Origin of the sequence: Nonomuraea dietziae (genome assembly GCF_014195505.1) — a bacterium.
In the GTDB taxonomy this organism is placed as follows: domain Bacteria; phylum Actinomycetota; class Actinomycetes; order Streptosporangiales; family Streptosporangiaceae; genus Nonomuraea; species Nonomuraea roseola.
The window spans coordinates 7,731,772-7,747,313 of the sequence record NZ_JACIBV010000001.1; the positions used below are offsets into that span (position 1 = coordinate 7,731,772).

The window sequence follows — 15,542 nt, forward strand, 5'->3', positions numbered from 1 at the left end:
CATGCCCCGAGATGTCCGTCCTTCCTCAGAGCTGCGTACGCCCCGAGATGTCTGCAGGCCCTCAGAGGTCCGCATGCCCCGAGATGTCCGTCCTTCCTCAGAGCTGCGTACGCCCCGAGATGTCTGCAGGCCCTCAGAGGTCCGCATGCCCCGAGATGTCCGTCCTTCCTCAGAGCTGCGTACGCCCCGAGATATCCGTAGACGCTCAGAGGTCCGCATGCCCCGCGATGTCGACCGCCTCGCGGGCGGATGCCCTCAACGTGGGGTTCAGCTCCCCGGCGCCGTCCGCATGCGGCGTCGCCGTATCGGCTGGGGCGCCGGCTCCTCCGGCTGGTTCTTCCGCTGCTCCAGGTACGACAACCTCGTGTGCTCGGTGTGCTCGCGCATGATCTGCGCCGCCATCTCCTCGTTGCCGTCGGCGATGGCGTCGATCAGATCCTCGTGCTCCTGCCACGACGTGAGACCCCGCTGCCTGGCCACCGGCGTGTGATACCACCGCACCCTGCGCGCCACCTGGGCCGCCAGCTCCGCCAGCACCTTGTTGCCCGACAGCGCCGTGATCAACGCGTGCAGCTCGGAGTTGGCCGTGACCGCGGTGTCCGTGTCCTCCGAGTGCGCCGCCGAGGCCCCGCGCGCGCACAGCCTCCGCAGCGCCGCCACCCCGTCCTCATCCGCGTGCCGCGCGGCCAGCCGCGCGGACTCCGTCTCCAGCAGCGCTCGTACGGCAAGCAGCTGGTCGGCCTCCTCGACACTGGGCGAATGCACGAAAGCGCCCTGCCCGGGATGCAGGTCCACCCACCCCTCGCCGCTGAGAAGCTGCAACGCCTCACGCACGGGCTGCCGTGACACCCCGAGCAACTCGGCCAGCTCGTTCTCCACCAGGTGCTGGCCAGGCCGAAGCTGCCCGGACACGATGAGCTCAAGCAGAGCCTCGAACACACTCTCCCTGAGCGGAACCGGACGCGGAATCTTGGCCGCCGCCCCCGAATCAGACTGCAACATATCCGCACCTCAAACTGTTTGTGGTCGACTGCCTACAGCATACAGTTCCTATGATCCCACCGTCGGGTGACCCCCATCACAGCCCCGGCTCAAGCTCAGAGCCTCCACTCCGCGTCAACACTTCACCGTGTGTTTGCCTCTCGTGGCAGGTCACACGGGTCGGGAGGGTTTGCCCAAGCCCGCGACCTTGGTCAAACGGCTCATGGAGGGGCTGCCCGGACCCGCGACTCCGTCACACGGGGATCGTGGAGGGTCTGCCTGGCACCCGCAATCCCAGGCTCGCCGCAGCCGCCGCGAACGCCGCGCATCCCGCCACGAGGCCGATCCCACCCAGCCCTGCCCCGCCGGGCAGCCCGGCGTCAGCCAGCAGTCGAATACCAGCCGATGAGGCGGCCACTCCAGTCCCGCCTGGCGGTTGGCCTTCGGCGACCGTCCGATCCTGGCTCAGCGGTTGACTCTCAGCGGCCACCCCGGCCCCGCTTGGCGGTTGACCTTCGGCGACCGTCCGACCCTGGCTCAGCGGTTGACCTTCGGCGACCGTCCGATCCTGGCTCAGCGGTTGACTCTCAGCGGCCACCCCGGCCCCGCTTGGCGGTTGACCTTCGGCGACCGTCCGATCCTGGCTCAGCGGTTGACCTTCGGCGACCGTCCGATCCTGGCTCAGCGGTTGACCTTCAGCGGCCACCTCAGCCCCACTCATGGGGCCGCCTTCATCCACCACCCTCGCTCCGCTCCGCGAGTCACCACCGAGCCCCCCGGCCAGCACGGCGGATCCCGCCAGCAGTACGCCGGCCAAGGCGACCCCCACGATGCCCGCCACCGCCTTGGCGCTGTAGACCACGCCGTGGATCTCGGTGACTCGCTCCTCCCCGAAGTACTCCCGCACAAGGGCGGCCACCAGCGGATAGAACCCGCCACCACCCAACCCCGCCACCATCGCGCCCACCGTGATCGCACCGCTCGCCAGCACCACCTGGCCGACTCCGAGCACCGCGAGCACCAGCGCGAGGGTCCGCCGTCGCCCCAGCAGCTCGGAGACCCTCATCGCCCCCGCCCGTCCCGCTCCGTTCAGCGCGATCAGCAGGGCGAGCGCCACCCACGACCCCATCGCCGCCACCACCACGACGTTGAAGATCGAGATCGCCCCCGCGCAGAGGAGGATCCCCGCCAGGACGGCGAGCGCAGGAGTCCTCAGCGCCTGTCCTGGCGTGAACTCGCGTACCGCTGGAGGCGTCCTCCGCAGGTGCCTGGCGTCCAGGGCGAAGTGCCGGGGGTCGATCGTGTCGGGCCACCACCGCGGCGGTGCCAGCCGTACGAACCTGGCCGCCAGCCCGATCGCCACCACGGCCACCACCGCACACACCGCGAACGCGACCCCCAGAGCGCCTGAGCCCCCGTCGCCGAGTCCAGCCGTCAGCGCACCCAGGCCTCCATCGCCGGCTCCGGGCGTCAGCGCTCCCGCGCCTTCGTCACCGATTCCAGTTGCCGGCGCACCCAGGCCTCCATCGCCGGCTCCGGGCGTCAGCGCCCCCGCGCCTCCGTCGCCGGCTCCGACCGTCATGCCCGCGACTATCGCGACGGGAAGCGCCCCGTATCCGAACGCCCCCGTCACATAGCCCACCCTGGCCGCGGACCTCTCCGGATACCAGCCCGCCACCAGCCGACTGCACACCCCATACACCAGACCGCCGCCGACCCCGCCGAGCAGCGAGAACCCGATCAGCAGCGCCCAGAGCTCCCCGCTGATCGCCACGGTGAGCAACCCGATCCCGCTCAGACCAGCTCCCGCCCCCAGCACCCGGCCCACCTGCGGCCCACGACCCGGGCCCGCAGAACCTACCCGTCCCCGACCCCAGTCCCGAGCGTCACGGCCGCGGGTCTCGCGACGCCGGTCCGCGCGAGTCCGGTCTCCATGGCGATGAAGGTCTTCATGGCTTGGGTTCTCGGTGGCTCGGCTCTCGCGGTTCCGATCCTCGCGACGCCAATCCGTCGCCCCCGCTTTCTGGGTGCCGATGCTCGTGGGGTCGGTCCCCAGATCATCTCGCGGGGAGGTGCCTGTCGGGCTGGGCGGCGTCAGGCCGCCTGAGGGACGGGGGCCGGGCAGGCGGGTGCTCAGGAGGAAAGCCGTGACCGCCTGGCAGACGATCCATGCGGCCAGCGGCAGCAGGACGGTGGCCAGGGAGCGGCCCTCGGCGAGGAAGGCCGGTACGGCGGCGGCGTAGCCGTACTGCAGGGGAGCGATGGCGATCATCGAGGCCCAGGCCAGCGCGAACATCCTGCGGCGGTCGGAGGGCGGCGCGGTGACGAGGTAGGCGCGACCGCGCCAGTCTCTGACCAACGTATTTTCCATACTGTATGGAATATCCGGGAGACAGTGTTCTGTCGAGACCTGGACGAGACATATTCCATACGGTATACCGTCTACAAGAACCGCATAGGGAGTCTCGATGGACCTGTACGAGTACCAGGCAAAGGAGCTCTTCAACCGGCACGGTGTCCCCGTACCGCGCGGCGGGGTGGCGGCCACCCCTGACGAGGCGCGGACGATCGCGGCGGAGCTTGGCACCCCGGTTGTCATCAAGGCCCAGGTCAAGACCGGCGGCAGGGGCAAGGCGGGAGGCGTGAGACCCGCGCCGGGCCCGGCCGCGGCGCACGAGGAGGCGGCCCGCATCCTCGGCATGGACATCAAGGGGCACATCGCGCACACCGTCCTCGTCGAGGAGGCGACGGTGGCCTTCGAGGAGTACTACGCGGCCTTCCTCGTCGACAGGGCGAACGGCTGTTTCCTCGCCATGGTGTCCACAGAGGGTGGCATGGAGATCGAGGAAGTGGCCGCGACCAGGCCCGAGGCGTTGCTCAAGGTGGCGATCGATCCGCTCGGAGGGGTGGACGGGGCGCAGCTCGCCCGTCGTTCGGGACTGCCCGAGGCGGCGGGGCCGGTGCTGGAGCGGCTGTGGCGGGTGATGGTCGAGGAGGACGCGCTGCTCGTCGAGGTCAACCCGCTCGCCTGCACCACCGACCAGCGCGTCGTCGCCCTCGACGGCAAGATCACATTGGACGACAACGCCCTGTTCAGGCACGCGGGCGGGGACGCCTGCCCGGTGACGGAGTGGATCGGCGGAGAGCACGAGGGCGAGGGGCTCGAGGCCAGGGCGCGGCGGCGCGGGCTCAACTACGTCAAGCTCGATGGCCAGGTCGGCATCGTCGGTAACGGCGCAGGACTGGTGATGAGCACGCTGGACGTCGTCGCCCAGGCGGGCGCGGGGGCCGGCGAACTTCCTCGACATCGGGGGCGGCGCCTCGGCGAAGGTGATGGCCGACGGGCTGGAGATCATCCTGTCCGACCCCGACGTCCGTTCCGTGCTGGTGAACGTCTTCGGCGGGATCACGACCTGCGACGCGGTGGCGACGGGGGTCGTCTCCGCGCTCCAACTGCTCGGTGAGCGGGGGGTGACGCGGCCGATCATCGTCCGGCTGGACGGCAACAACGCCGAGATCGGACGGCGGATCCTCAGCGACGCCCGCCATCCGGCCGTACGCCAGGTCTCCACGATGGACGGCGCCGCTGAACTGGCCGCGCGCCTGGCCAAGGCGAGCGCGTGATGACGGCAGGGCGCCCTCGATGGACGGCCTGCCGTGCGGGATACGGGTCCGCAGGCGGAAGCGGACCTCGGGGAGGGGGAGCGAGTCCGGCCCCCAACAGGCAGGCAGGCACCTCCGCTGCGGCGTCGGGTGGTCGGGTGCTGAGAGGGCCGGTGCTGGCATCGGGTGCTGGGGCGAGGACCAGGCCGGCATGCGGTGCTGGGGCGGGGGTTGGGGTGGGGGCGTGGGCTGGGACGCGACTTGTCCCTCGGCGACATGGCGTCGGTTCGTGAAAGCGGGTAGATGATGGCGATCTTTCTGACCAAGGACAGCAGAGTCCTCGTGCAGGGCATGACCGGCGCGGAGGGCGCGAGGCACACGGCCAGGATGCTGGCGGCGGGCACCGACGTCGTCGCAGGCGTGACCCCAGGCAAGGGCGGCACGTCGGTGGACTTCGGCGAGCGAAGGGTGCCGGTGTTCGGCACCGTGGCCCAGGCGATGGCCGAGACGGGCGCGGACGTGTCGGTGGTGTTCGTACCGCCACGCTTCGCCGGAAGCGCGGTGGAGGAGGCGGCCGAGGCCGAGATGCCACTGTGTGTGGTGATCACCGAGGGCGTTCCCGTCCATGACACGTTGCGGTTCCTGGCGAAGGCGCGTCACACCAGGATCATCGGGCCGAACTGTCCTGGGCTGATCAGTCCGGGGCAGGCGTCGGCGGGGATCGTCCCCGCGGACATCACCGGGCACGGGCGCATCGGTCTGGTGTCGAAGTCGGGCACGCTGACCTACCAGCTGATGTACGAGCTGCGAGATCTCGGCTTCTCGACGGCGGTGGGCATCGGCGGCGACCCCGTGATCGGCACCACGCACATCGACTGCCTGCGGGCGTTCGAGGAGGACCCTGCCACCGACGCGATCGTGATGATCGGAGAGATCGGGGGCGACGCGGAGGAGCGGGCGGCGGCGTTCGTCGCGGCCGGCGTGACCAAGCCGGTCGTGGCGTACGTGGCGGGGTTCACCGCTCCCGAAGGCAAGACCATGGGGCACGCGGGGGCGATCGTGTCGGGCTCGTCGGGGACGGCGCAGGCGAAGAAGGAGGCGCTGGAGGCCGCGGGCGTCAGGGTCGGCAGGACCCCGTCGGAGACCGCTCGCCTCATGAGGTCGGTCCTCACCCGACCGACGAGGGAGGCCTCATGACCGCCTCGGAACACGCAAGGTCAGGCCGACGCGTCGCCGTGCCCAGCGGGACGGCCGCCGAGACGGGCCAGGGCGAGAGGGCGTCCAGAGGGGTGGTGTCTGGAGGGGCGGGCTCTCGTGGGCCGGTGCCCGAAGGGGTGGACTCGCGTGCGGTGGCGTCCGAAGAGGCGGGCTCTCGTGGGGTGGTGTCTGGAGGGGCGGGCTCTCGTGGGCCGGTGCCCGAAGGGGTGGACTCGCGTGCGGTGGCGTCCGAAGAGGCGGGCTCTCGCGGGGCGGTGCCCAAAGGGGTGGGCTTTCGTGGGGTGGCGTCCGGAGAGGTGGGCGCAGGGGAGTTGGAGGCCGAGGGGAGGTGCCCGAGCGAGATGGCGTCCGACAGGCCAGGCTCTGGGGGAGTGGTCCTCGAGGGGGTGGGCTCTCGTGCGGTGGTGCCCGGAGGGGTGGGCTCTCGTGGGGTGGTGTCCGGAGGGAGGGGCGCGGGAGAGATGGGGGCCGGGGGGAGGCGTCCGAGTGAGATGGCGTCCGACGGGCCTGGCTCCGGGGGGGTGGTCTCCAAGGGGTCGGGTGGCGTCGTGTCCGGTGGGGCGGGTGTCGTCGCGGGTTCGAGTGACCTGGTCTCCCAAGGGCGGGCAGCGGGCGGCGCCACGATGGGGCTGCGGTTCGATGTGAATCTGAGCATTCTGTTCACGGATCTGCCGCTCCTCGAAAGGCCCGCCGCCGCCGCCGAAGCAGGCTTCACCGCCGTCGAGATGTGGTGGCCGTTCGACGGACCGACCCCGTCCGACCGCGACCTCCGCGCCCTGCAGTCCGCCATAGAGGACGCCGGCGTCCAGTTGGTGGCGTTGAACTTCGACGCGGGCGACATGGCCAACGGGGACAGGGGCATGCTCACCCAGACCGACAGGTTCCTGACCAACGTCGACGTGGCCGTGGGGCTGGCGGGCAGGCTCGGCTGCCGCATCCTCAACGCCCTGTACGGCAACGCCGCCCCCGGCAGCGCCCACTCTCACAACGCCGCCCCCGGCAGCGCCCGCCCTCACAACGCCGTCCCCGGCAGCGCCTGCCCGAGCAGCACACATCCAGGCAGCGGCGCCCCCGGCAGCGCCAGGACACGCGACGTCGACGCCGGGCATCGGCGGGTGGCGGTCGCCAATCTCGCCCACGCCGCCAAGAGGGCCGCAGACATCGGCGCGACCGTCGTCGTCGAGGCGCTCAACAGCCACGAGAACCCCCGCTACCCCCTCACCTCCTCCCGCCAGGCCCTGGAGGTGATCGACCAGGTCGGCATGGACAACGTGAAGCTCCTCGCCGACCTCTACCACCTGCACCGCATGGGCGAGGACGTGCTCGGCCTGCTCGACACCCAGGCGCACAGGATCGGCCATGTGCAGGTCGCCGACGACCCCGGACGCGGGTACCCGGGCAGCGGGCGCATGCCGTACACGGAGATCTTCAACAAGCTCGGAACCTATGAGGGCCACGTCGGGCTGGAGTACCGGCACGAGGGGCCGGGGGCGTTCGACTGGAGGAACGGATGAAAATCGGCTTCATCGGGCTCGGCGTCATGGGCGCTCCCATGGCCGCCAACCTCGGCAAGGCGGGCTTCGAGGTCCGCGGTTACGACCTCAGGCCCGGAGGCAGGACGGTCGCCAGCGTGGCCGAGGCGGTCACGGGCGCCGACGTGGTCATCACCATGCTGCCCGACTCTCCGCAGGTGGAGGAGGTGCTTCCCGAGATCGTCGAGTACGGCGGGGACAACCTTCTCTACATCGACATGAGCACGATAAATCCGGAAACGTCGCTGGGGATCGCGCGGCGTCTTCCCCACGCCCTCGACGCCCCCGTCAGCGGCGGCGAGCGGGGCGCGATCGAAGGCAGCCTCTCGATCATGGTGGGCGGCAAGGAGGAGGACTTCCAGCGGGCACTGCCCGTCCTCCAGGCCGTCGGCAGGACGATCGTCCACGTCGGCCCGTCCGGCGCGGGCCAGACCGTCAAGGCCGCCAACCAGCTGGTGGTCGGCGGCACGTACGGCCTCGTCGCCGAGGCGATCCTGCTCATGGAGGTCTCGGGCGTGGACCCCGCCAAGGGCCTGGACGTGCTGGCGGGCGGCCTTGCGGGCTCCCGCGTCCTCGAGCTCAAGCGCCACTCCATGGTCGCCCGCGACTTCGCCCCCGGCTTCCGCATCGACCTGCACCACAAGGACATGGGCATCGCCACGGCCGCAGCCAGGCAGGCCGGGCTCGCGCTCCCGCTGACGGCCCTCGTCACCCAGCTCATCGCCGCCGCCAGGGCGCAGGGCCACGGCTCGCTCGACCACTCCGCCCTGCTGAAGGTGATCGAAAGGATCAACGCCGCATGAAACGAATCCCCTGCATGGAGGCGGTCGTCGCGGTGCTGGAGTCGGAGGGCGTCGACACCGTCTTCGGCATCCCTGGCGCCGCCATCCTGCCGCTCTACGCGGCGCTGCGGACCAGCTCGATCCGTCACATCACGGTTCGCCACGAGGAGGGCGGCACGCACGCGGCCGACGGCTGGGCCAGGGTGACGGGCAACGTCGGCGTCAGCATCGGTACGAGCGGCCCCGCCGGGACCAACATGATCACCGGGCTCTACACGGCGCTCGCCGACTCCATCCCCATGATCTGCGTCACCGGCCAGGCCGCCACGGACAAACTGCACCAGGAGGCCTTCCAGGCGGTCGACATCGTGGAGATCGCCAAGCCGGTCACCAAGTGGGCGGTCCAGCTCAAGGAGCCCGCCCAGGCGCCGTGGGTGTTCCGCGAGGCGTTCAGGATCGCCAGGTCGGGACGGCCTGGCCCGGTCCTCATCGACCTGCCGATCGACGTGCAGCGCGGCACCTGCCTCTACGACCCCGCACTGGACGCGCCGCTGCCCGTGGAGGTCCCGACGCCGAGGCGGAGCCTGGTGCGGGCCGCCCTCGACCTTCTCCAGCAGGCCAGACGGCCGATCATCCTGGCTGGAGGCGGGGTGGTGATCGGCGAGGCCGCCGAGGAGCTGCGGCAGGTCGCCGAGCGGCTGCGCGTCCCCGTCCAGGTGACGCTGATGGGCAAGGGCGCCTTCCCCGAGGACCACGCGCTGTTCGCCGGCATGGCGGGGGTGCAGACACACACCAGGTGGGGCAACGCGGCCTTCCTCGAGAGCGACCTCGTGCTGGCCGTCGGCGCCAGGTTCGGCGACAGGCACACCGGCGACCTGGAGGTCTACCGCAAGGGCAGGACGTTCATCCATGTCGACATCGAGCCCACCCAGCTCGGCAAGGTCTTCGAGCCGGACCTCGGCATCGTCTCGCACGCCAGGCCGTTCCTGAAGGCCATGGCCGAGGCGGCACAGGAGGAGAGCGCCCCGCCGAGGGCGAGGGAGAAGTGGTCGCGCAGGGTCGCCACGCTCAGGGAGAGCATGCCGCGCAGGGACGACTTCGACGACGTGCCGATCAAGCCGCCCAGGGTCTTCAGGGAGATCAACGACTTCTTCGGCAGGGACACCACCTTCGTCACCGCCATCGGCCTCTACCAGATCTGGTCGGGCCAGTTCCAGAAGACCTACCTGCCGAGGCGCTACCTGGTCTGCGGTCAGGCGGGGCCGCTGGGCTGGGAGGTTCCCGCCGCGATGGGCGTCAAGGTGGCCCATCCCGAACGCCAGGTCGTCGCGGTCGTCGGCGACTACTCCTTCGAGTTCCTGATGGAGGAGGTCGCGGTCGCCGCACAGTACAGGATCCCCTTCGTCATCGTGATGATCAACAACGAGTACCTGGGGCTGATCAGGCAGGCGGAGATCCCGTACGGGATGAACTTCGCCGTCGAGCTGGGCGGCGTCGACCACGTGAAGGTCATGGAGGCCTTCGGCTGCCCCGGACGGCGAGTCGAGGCGCCGGGCGACATCCGCGACGCCCTCGCGTGGGCGTCGAAGGAGGCGGAGAAGGAGCGCCTTCCCGTGCTCGTCGAGGTCATGGTCGAGCGGGAGGCCAACGCGGCCATGGGCTCGGCCCTCGACGCGATCAAGGAGTTCGAGCCGCTGCCCGCGCTCGAGCTCGCCGTCGACTGGTCCGACTGAAGGAGCGCTCATGCTGAAGCCGGGGACCGCCTGGTCCGACGCCTACGACAGGTGCCGCGCGGCGGCGCCGGAGGCCTTCCACGACGACAGGGTGCTCAACCACTGGGGCGGGCTCTGGCAGCGCGACGGCCGTCCCACGCCGGTCTTCTCGCCCGTGGACGGCACCGCCATCGCGGGCCCGCCGCGCCTGGACAGGTCGGGCGCCGCGCGGGCCGTCCACGCTGCCGTCGACGAGCACGGGCGGTGGCGCCACCTGCCGCTGTCCGAGCGCAGGGCCAGGGTGGCCGCGGCCGTGGACTCGCTCCAGGCGCACCGCGACCTGCTCGCGTTGCTGCTGGTCTGGGAGATCGGCAAACCCTGGCGTACGGCCTGCGCCGACGTCGACCGCTGCCTCGACGGCGTGCGCTGGTACCTGGAGGAGATCGAGCCCATGCTCGCCGGCAGGACGCCCCTGCCGGGCCCGGTGAGCAACATCGCCAGCTGGAACTATCCGATGAGCGTGCTCATGCACGCCATGCTGGTGCAGGCGCTGGCGGGCAACGCCGTCATCGCCAAGACGCCCACCGACGGCGGCCTGTCGTGCCTCACCCTCGCCACGGCGCTGGCCGTCAGGGAGGGGCTGCCGCTCACGCTGGTCAGCGGCGGAGGGGCGGAGCTGTCGCCGGTGCTGGTCGGCGCCCGCGAGCTGGGCTGCGTCTCCTTCGTCGGCGGCAGGGACGCCGGCGCCCAGGTCGCCACCTCGCTCGCCGAGCGCACGGGCCTGCAGGACCGCAGGCACGTGCTGGAGCAGGAGGGTCTCAACTGCTGGGGCGTCTGGGAGTACTCAGGGTGGGAGCTGCTCACCACGCAGATCAGGAAGTCCTTCGACTACGGCAAGCAGCGCTGCACCGCCTACCCTCGCTTCGTCGTGCAGCGGGAGCTGTTCCACGACTTCCTCGCCGCCTACCTGGCGGCGGTCGGAGACCTCAGGTACGGTCACCCGCTGCTGGTGGAGGCGCCCGACGACCCGCTGCCCGAGCTGGACTTCGGCCCGCTGATCAACGCCGCGAAGGCCAAGGAGCTGGCCGAGCAGGTGGAGGAGGCGATCGCCAAAGGCGCGGTCCCCCTCTACAGGGGACCGGCGGTGGAGGGCGAGGCCTACTTCGCCCCTGTGGCGCTGCTGGACCCGCCGCGCTCCTCCCCGCTGTTCCACGCCGAGCCGTTCGGCCCCGTGGACACCGTCGTGCTGGTCGACACCGAGGCCGAGCTGCTGGCCGCGATGAACGCGAGCAACGGCGCGCTGGTCGCGACGATCTCCTGCGACGCGCCCGAGACCGCCGAACGGCTGACCCCCGAGGTGCGGGCGTTCAAGGTGGGGATCAATCAGCCCCGCTCGCGCGGCGACAGGCAGGAGCTGTTCGGCGGGCTCGGCGCCTCGTGGCGCGGGGCGTTCGTCGGCGGGGAGCTGCTGGTGCGGGCGGTCACCCAAGGGCCTTCGGGCGAGCGCCTTCCTGGCAACTTCCCCGGCTACACGATGCTTCCCCCGTGAGCGCGATCGAGACGATCCTGTCGAGGGCGGGGTTGCCCGCCCTCAGGTAGTCGTTGTGGCCGCCGGGGCCACCGTCGAACACCCTGGCGCCGAAGGCGGGCGTCACGGGGTCGGCGCCGTAGCCGATGGGGCCCAGCCGTACGCCCGGTCTGAGGACGTCGTCCTTCGCGCCGAGCGCGGCCCAGACCTGGGCCGGCGTGCGGAGCTCGGCCCTGGTGGCGGCGCCCATGCCGGGGCTGCCCAGCACGACGATGTCGTCGACGGGCAGTCCGGGCGCGGCCTGTCCGCACACGACCGACCCGTAGCTGTGACAGACGAGGCTGACACGCTCCTTCCCACGCAGCGCGGTGGCCAGCTTGCGCAGCGCCATGGCGCCCTTGGCCGCGGGCAGTGTCGTGATGACCTGCCAGTCGGTCATCTCCGGCGCGTCGTAGCCGAGCCAGCCGATGACGGCCACCGGCTCGCCGGGACTGAGCGCGGCGGCCCTGGCGTGGATGGCCCTCGCCGCTCCCGCGGGAGAGACGGAGGTGCCGTCGAAGTCATCGAGGCTGAACCCGGTGCCCGGCACGAAGACGACCACGGTACGGGCGGCGGCGAGGTCGCCCACCACCTCGATCGCCCTGCCGTCGCCCGCCCTGTCGTAGGCGAGCAGCTGGCGCTCGCCGCCCGAGGCCGCTCTGGTGCCGGCGTAGCGTTCGGCCAGCGCGGACGCGGTTATCGCGGGCAGCTCGAGCGGCACCGAGCCCGGCAGGCATCCTGCGCCCGAGACCGTCAGCAGGAGGGCCGCGCCGAGAAGCGTTCGTGAGGGGAACCGCATGACTCAGGACGTTACGTGGCGCGGGGGACCACCCGCGTCACGCTGAGGTCGGATCTCGCGATGGCCCCTTGGTACTAGAGCGCCCCGAACCTGTCGGCCGCCACGAGGAGGAGGAAGGTCAGCATGGCCACGCGCAGCAGCTTGCCGCCCGCGCCGAGGGAGGGCCACGACAGGTAGGCCAGCCAGCCCACGAAGGCGACCACCGGCAGCACAGCCAGGCCGCCCAGCCAGCTGTCGAGCGCGAACCCCGCCAGCAGCAGGATCACCAGGACGGCGGGCGTGACCCAGCGCGGCACCTGGGTGAACAGGAACGTGATGGGGACGGCGCTGCGTTGCTCGACCGTCTTGCGCAGGCCCGTGGCGCCAGGCGTGAAGAACTGCTCGCCTGACGGAAGAGGCTTTCGAGTGGCCACCTCACGAGCCTAGCGCGCACGCGCCTGCCTCTCGAGACTCGTCACAGAACCCGCGCCTGGATCACCCCGACGGGCGGCACCGCTCCCGCAGTCCCGACGCCACGAACGAGAGCGGGAGCGCGGGCACGACCCAGAAGAGGAGGCCGAAGCCGCAGCGGCGGATCCTGAAGAGCACGCATCAGGACAGGCCTCTTGTCTGACATCCTGGACCACGTGCTCGCACTGATTCGCTACACCGTTCCCGAGGCGCGCTCCCAGGAGTTCCTCAAGCAGGGCCAGGAGATCATCGACGTGCTGGCCGCCCAGCCCGGCTACCTGCGCGGCCGCCTGTGCCGTTCGGTCGACGAGCCGAACCTGTGGGCGCTCGTCAGCGAGTGGGAGGGCGCGGGCTTCTACCGCCGCGCGCTGTCCGCCGCGAGAATGGCGATGTACCCCCTCATGATCCTCATGGTGAACGAGCCCAGCGCCTTCGAGGATGTGTACGTTTCCGGGCGAGACGAATAGTCGCGCGCGGCGGTGCCCGGATGTCCCCTAAGCTGGGATCTCATCCTTCCACTCGCCGACCTCCAGCCGGAAAGAGATTCAGCCAATGGCACGCCGGACCGACGTCATGGACACGATCGTCAGCCTCGCCAAGCGACGGGGGCTCGTCTACCCGTCGAGCGAGATCTACGGAGGCCTGCGCGCGTCGTGGGACTACGGTCCGCTGGGCGTGGAGCTGAAGAACAACGTCAAGCGGCAGTGGTGGCTGTCGATGGTCCAGGCCCGCGAAGACGTGGTCGGCCTCGACTCCTGCGTCATCCTGGCTCCCGAGGTGTGGCAGGCCAGCGGCCACGTCGAGACCTTCACCGACCCGCTGACCGAGTGCCAGTCCTGCCACAAGCGCTTCCGCGCCGACCACCTCGTCGAGGCGTACGAGGAGAAGCACGGCAAGGCCCCCGAGCACGGGCTGGCGGACCTGAGCTGCCCCAACTGCGGCAACAAGGGCGCCTTCACCGAGCCGCGCCAGTTCAGCGGCCTGCTGAAGACCTACCTCGGCCCGGTCGAGGACGAGTCGGGCCTGGCCTACCTGCGTCCCGAGACGGCGCAGGGCATCTTCATCAACTACGCCAACGTGCAGCAGTCGGCGCGCAAGAAGGTCCCGTTCGGCATCGGCCAGATCGGCAAGTCCTTCCGCAACGAGATCACGCCGGGCAACTTCATCTTCCGCACCCGCGAGTTCGAGCAGATGGAGATGGAGTTCTTCGTCAAGCCCGGAACCGACGAGGAGTGGCACCAGTACTGGATCGACGAGCGCTTCCGCTGGTACTCCGACCTGGGCATCAACAAGGACAACCTCCGGCTCTACGAGCACCCCAAGGAGAAGCTGTCGCACTACTCCAAGCGCACCGTCGACGTGGAGTACCGCTTCAACTTCACCGGCTCGGAGTGGGGCGAGCTCGAGGGCATCGCCAACCGCACCGACTTCGACCTGACCGCGCACGGCAAGGCGTCGGGCGTTGACCTGTCCTTCTTCGAGCAGGACACGGGCGAGCGCTACGTGCCCTACGTCATCGAGCCGGCCGCCGGTGTCGACCGCGCCACGCTGACCTTCCTGCTCGACGCCTACACCGAGGACGAGGCGCCCAACGCCAAGGGCGTCATGGAGAAGCGCACGGTGCTGCGCCTCGACCACAGGCTCGCCCCCGTCAAGGTCGCGGTGCTGCCGCTGTCGCGCAACGCCGACCTGTCGCCCAAGGCCAAGGACCTTGCCGCCCAGCTGCGCAAGCGCTGGAACGTCGAGTTCGACGACGCGGGAGCCATCGGCCGCCGCTACCGCCGCCAGGACGAGATCGGCACGCCGTTCTGCATCACGGTCGACTTCGACACCCTCGACGACCAGGCCGTGACCATCCGCGAGCGCGACTCGATGGGTCAGGAGCGCATCTCCCTCGACCAGGTCGAGTCCTACCTGCGCCAGCACCTCAACGACTGACGCGAGATCCGGCAGCAAAGGGGGGGCGGTCTCACCGCCCCCCCTTTGTCATGTGTCGTAGCAGGCGACCCGCTGGTCGTAGACCCAGTCGGCGTCGCTCGGGTAGCGGGTCCACAGCGTCCCCTCGGCCCTGTCGCGCGTCCTGTCCTCACATCCCTGTACGGCCAGCCGCGCCACCTCCTGCTTGCCCGGCCAGGGGCTCTTCGGCAGGGCGAACGTCGCGAGCAGCTTGCCTTCGTGCGGCTTGTCGCAGGCGACGAACCGCACGAACTTGTCGCCGTCGAGCACCTCGTTCGCGCACGTGCCCACGAGGAGCTCGGCGGCGTGGACCAGCGTGCCCTCGAGCACCTCCTCCTCCGGCCGGACAGGGCGTGCGGAGGCGCCCGAGCCCACCAGCCTTCCGCCGCTCACGCCGTTCACCATGTAGCACGGCGCCCGGCCCCCGTCGGTGGCGAAGGACAGGAAGCTCAGGTTCTCGTCGGCCGTCGTGCGCTCCAGCAGGGCCGAGCAGGCCTCATCGGCCTTCTCGTCGTCGGGGGCGGAGACGAGGCCGAGGAACTCGCCCTGGTGCGGGGCCTCGCACCAGACGAGCGGCACGTAGTGGTCGGCGTTGTCCAGTCCGTCGACGCAGTCGCCCACCTCGGCGGCGTCGAAGGCCACGTGCCCCTCGGGCGTGGCGAATGACTCGTACAGCCTGATCCCGCCGTACACCGCGCCCGCGCCCGCCAGCGGGAACACCAGGCTCATCACCAGCCCCGCGATCGCCATGGCCCTGCCCGCGTCGCCCGAGCGCCTGATGCGCACCAGCGCGGCGGCGGCGAAGGGGATCGCCACGGGGAAGCAGGTGAGCAGGCCGAGGATCAGCGCGACCACGGCGAACGGCTCGGTCCTTCGGGGGGACGCCGGCCCGGGCGGAGTCCAGTCGTAGTTGTCGGGGGGTGCGAAGTTCACCAGGCGCAT

General features: G+C 70.7%; 12 protein-coding genes and 1 pseudogene. 8 read left to right on the forward strand and 5 right to left on the reverse strand.

What is annotated here, in order from left to right; translation table 11 throughout:
• Positions 1-267: 267 nt before the first annotated feature.
• Both FHR33_RS36830 and FHR33_RS36835 read right to left on the reverse strand, forming a co-directional pair.
• The gene (locus FHR33_RS36830) at positions 268-1,002 is read right to left on the reverse strand and encodes a GntR family transcriptional regulator (RefSeq protein WP_183657918.1); all 735 of its coding nucleotides are present in this window, start codon (positions 1,000-1,002) and stop codon (positions 268-270) included.
• 232 nt (positions 1,003-1,234) lie between these two features.
• Complete coding sequence (locus tag FHR33_RS36835; RefSeq protein ID WP_183657921.1) at positions 1,235-3,352, reverse strand: MFS transporter; 2,118 nt, start codon at positions 3,350-3,352, stop codon at positions 1,235-1,237.
• Between the two features lie 97 nt (positions 3,353-3,449).
• Here FHR33_RS36835 and sucC point away from each other — a divergent pair.
• The 6 genes and pseudogenes from sucC to FHR33_RS36865 all read left to right on the forward strand — a co-directional run bounded on the left by sucC (position 3,450) and on the right by FHR33_RS36865 (position 11,377).
• Positions 3,450-4,605 (forward strand): annotated as a pseudogene (gene sucC, locus FHR33_RS36840) (ADP-forming succinate--CoA ligase subunit beta).
• 285 nt (positions 4,606-4,890) lie between these two features.
• Positions 4,891-5,781, forward strand: coding sequence for a succinate--CoA ligase subunit alpha (sucD, locus tag FHR33_RS36845; protein WP_183660515.1), 891 nt, complete (start codon positions 4,891-4,893; stop codon positions 5,779-5,781).
• 662 nt (positions 5,782-6,443) lie between these two features.
• A complete protein-coding gene (locus FHR33_RS36850) occupies positions 6,444-7,316 on the forward strand; it encodes a hydroxypyruvate isomerase family protein (RefSeq protein ID WP_312895890.1) in 873 nt (290 codons plus the stop codon).
• Positions 7,313-8,137: an NAD(P)-dependent oxidoreductase gene (locus tag FHR33_RS36855; protein ID WP_183657924.1), complete on the forward strand. Its 825-nt coding sequence runs from the start codon at positions 7,313-7,315 to the stop codon at positions 8,135-8,137. The genes FHR33_RS36850 and FHR33_RS36855 overlap by 4 nt, the downstream gene beginning before the upstream one ends.
• A complete protein-coding gene (gene gcl / locus FHR33_RS36860) occupies positions 8,134-9,849 on the forward strand; it encodes a glyoxylate carboligase (RefSeq protein WP_183657927.1) in 1,716 nt (571 codons plus the stop codon). The genes FHR33_RS36855 and gcl overlap by 4 nt, the downstream gene beginning before the upstream one ends.
• Positions 9,850-9,859: 10 nt before the next feature.
• A complete protein-coding gene (locus FHR33_RS36865; protein WP_183657930.1) occupies positions 9,860-11,377 on the forward strand; it encodes an aldehyde dehydrogenase family protein in 1,518 nt (505 codons plus the stop codon).
• Here the strand turns inward: FHR33_RS36865 and FHR33_RS36870 are convergent.
• Both FHR33_RS36870 and FHR33_RS36875 read right to left on the reverse strand, forming a co-directional pair.
• Positions 11,310-12,194, reverse strand: coding sequence for an alpha/beta hydrolase (locus FHR33_RS36870; protein ID WP_183657933.1), 885 nt, complete (start codon positions 12,192-12,194; stop codon positions 11,310-11,312). The two genes, FHR33_RS36865 and FHR33_RS36870, sit on opposite strands and share 68 nt — an antisense overlap.
• Positions 12,195-12,268: 74 nt before the next feature.
• Positions 12,269-12,607, reverse strand: coding sequence for a DUF6703 family protein (locus tag FHR33_RS36875; protein WP_183657936.1), 339 nt, complete (start codon positions 12,605-12,607; stop codon positions 12,269-12,271).
• A 213-nt stretch (positions 12,608-12,820) separates the two neighbouring features.
• Here FHR33_RS36875 and FHR33_RS36880 point away from each other — a divergent pair, with 213 nt between their 5' ends.
• Both FHR33_RS36880 and FHR33_RS36885 read left to right on the forward strand, forming a co-directional pair.
• Complete coding sequence (locus FHR33_RS36880; RefSeq protein WP_183657939.1) at positions 12,821-13,111, forward strand: antibiotic biosynthesis monooxygenase; 291 nt, start codon at positions 12,821-12,823, stop codon at positions 13,109-13,111.
• Between the two features lie 85 nt (positions 13,112-13,196).
• Positions 13,197-14,582 (forward strand): glycine--tRNA ligase, encoded by a 1,386-nt coding sequence (locus FHR33_RS36885; RefSeq protein ID WP_183657942.1) that lies wholly within the window; start codon positions 13,197-13,199, stop codon positions 14,580-14,582.
• Between the two features lie 48 nt (positions 14,583-14,630).
• On the opposite strand, the gene FHR33_RS36890 is transcribed toward FHR33_RS36885, so the two are convergent.
• Positions 14,631-15,533, reverse strand: a complete 903-nt coding sequence (locus FHR33_RS36890; RefSeq protein ID WP_183657945.1) for a DUF4190 domain-containing protein — start codon at positions 15,531-15,533, stop codon at positions 14,631-14,633.
• Positions 15,534-15,542 lie beyond the last annotated feature (9 nt).

What these genes read in the sequence shown, in the direction of transcription:
- gcl (WP_183657927.1), top strand. Translation starts at nt 8,134, where the DNA reads ATGAAACGAATCCCCTGCATGGAGGCGGTCGTCGCGGTGCTGGAGTCG.
- FHR33_RS36885 (WP_183657942.1), top strand. Translation starts at nt 13,197, where the DNA reads ATGGCACGCCGGACCGACGTCATGGACACGATCGTCAGCCTCGCCAAG.
- FHR33_RS36870 (WP_183657933.1), bottom strand. Translation starts at nt 12,194, where the DNA reads ATGCGGTTCCCCTCACGAACGCTTCTCGGCGCGGCCCTCCTGCTGACG.
- FHR33_RS36835 (WP_183657921.1), bottom strand. Translation starts at nt 3,352, where the DNA reads ATGGAAAATACGTTGGTCAGAGACTGGCGCGGTCGCGCCTACCTCGTC.
- FHR33_RS36855 (WP_183657924.1), top strand. Translation starts at nt 7,313, where the DNA reads ATGAAAATCGGCTTCATCGGGCTCGGCGTCATGGGCGCTCCCATGGCC.
- FHR33_RS36830 (WP_183657918.1), bottom strand. Translation starts at nt 1,002, where the DNA reads ATGTTGCAGTCTGATTCGGGGGCGGCGGCCAAGATTCCGCGTCCGGTT.
- FHR33_RS36865 (WP_183657930.1), top strand. Translation starts at nt 9,860, where the DNA reads ATGCTGAAGCCGGGGACCGCCTGGTCCGACGCCTACGACAGGTGCCGC.
- sucD (WP_183660515.1), top strand. Translation starts at nt 4,891, where the DNA reads ATGGCGATCTTTCTGACCAAGGACAGCAGAGTCCTCGTGCAGGGCATG.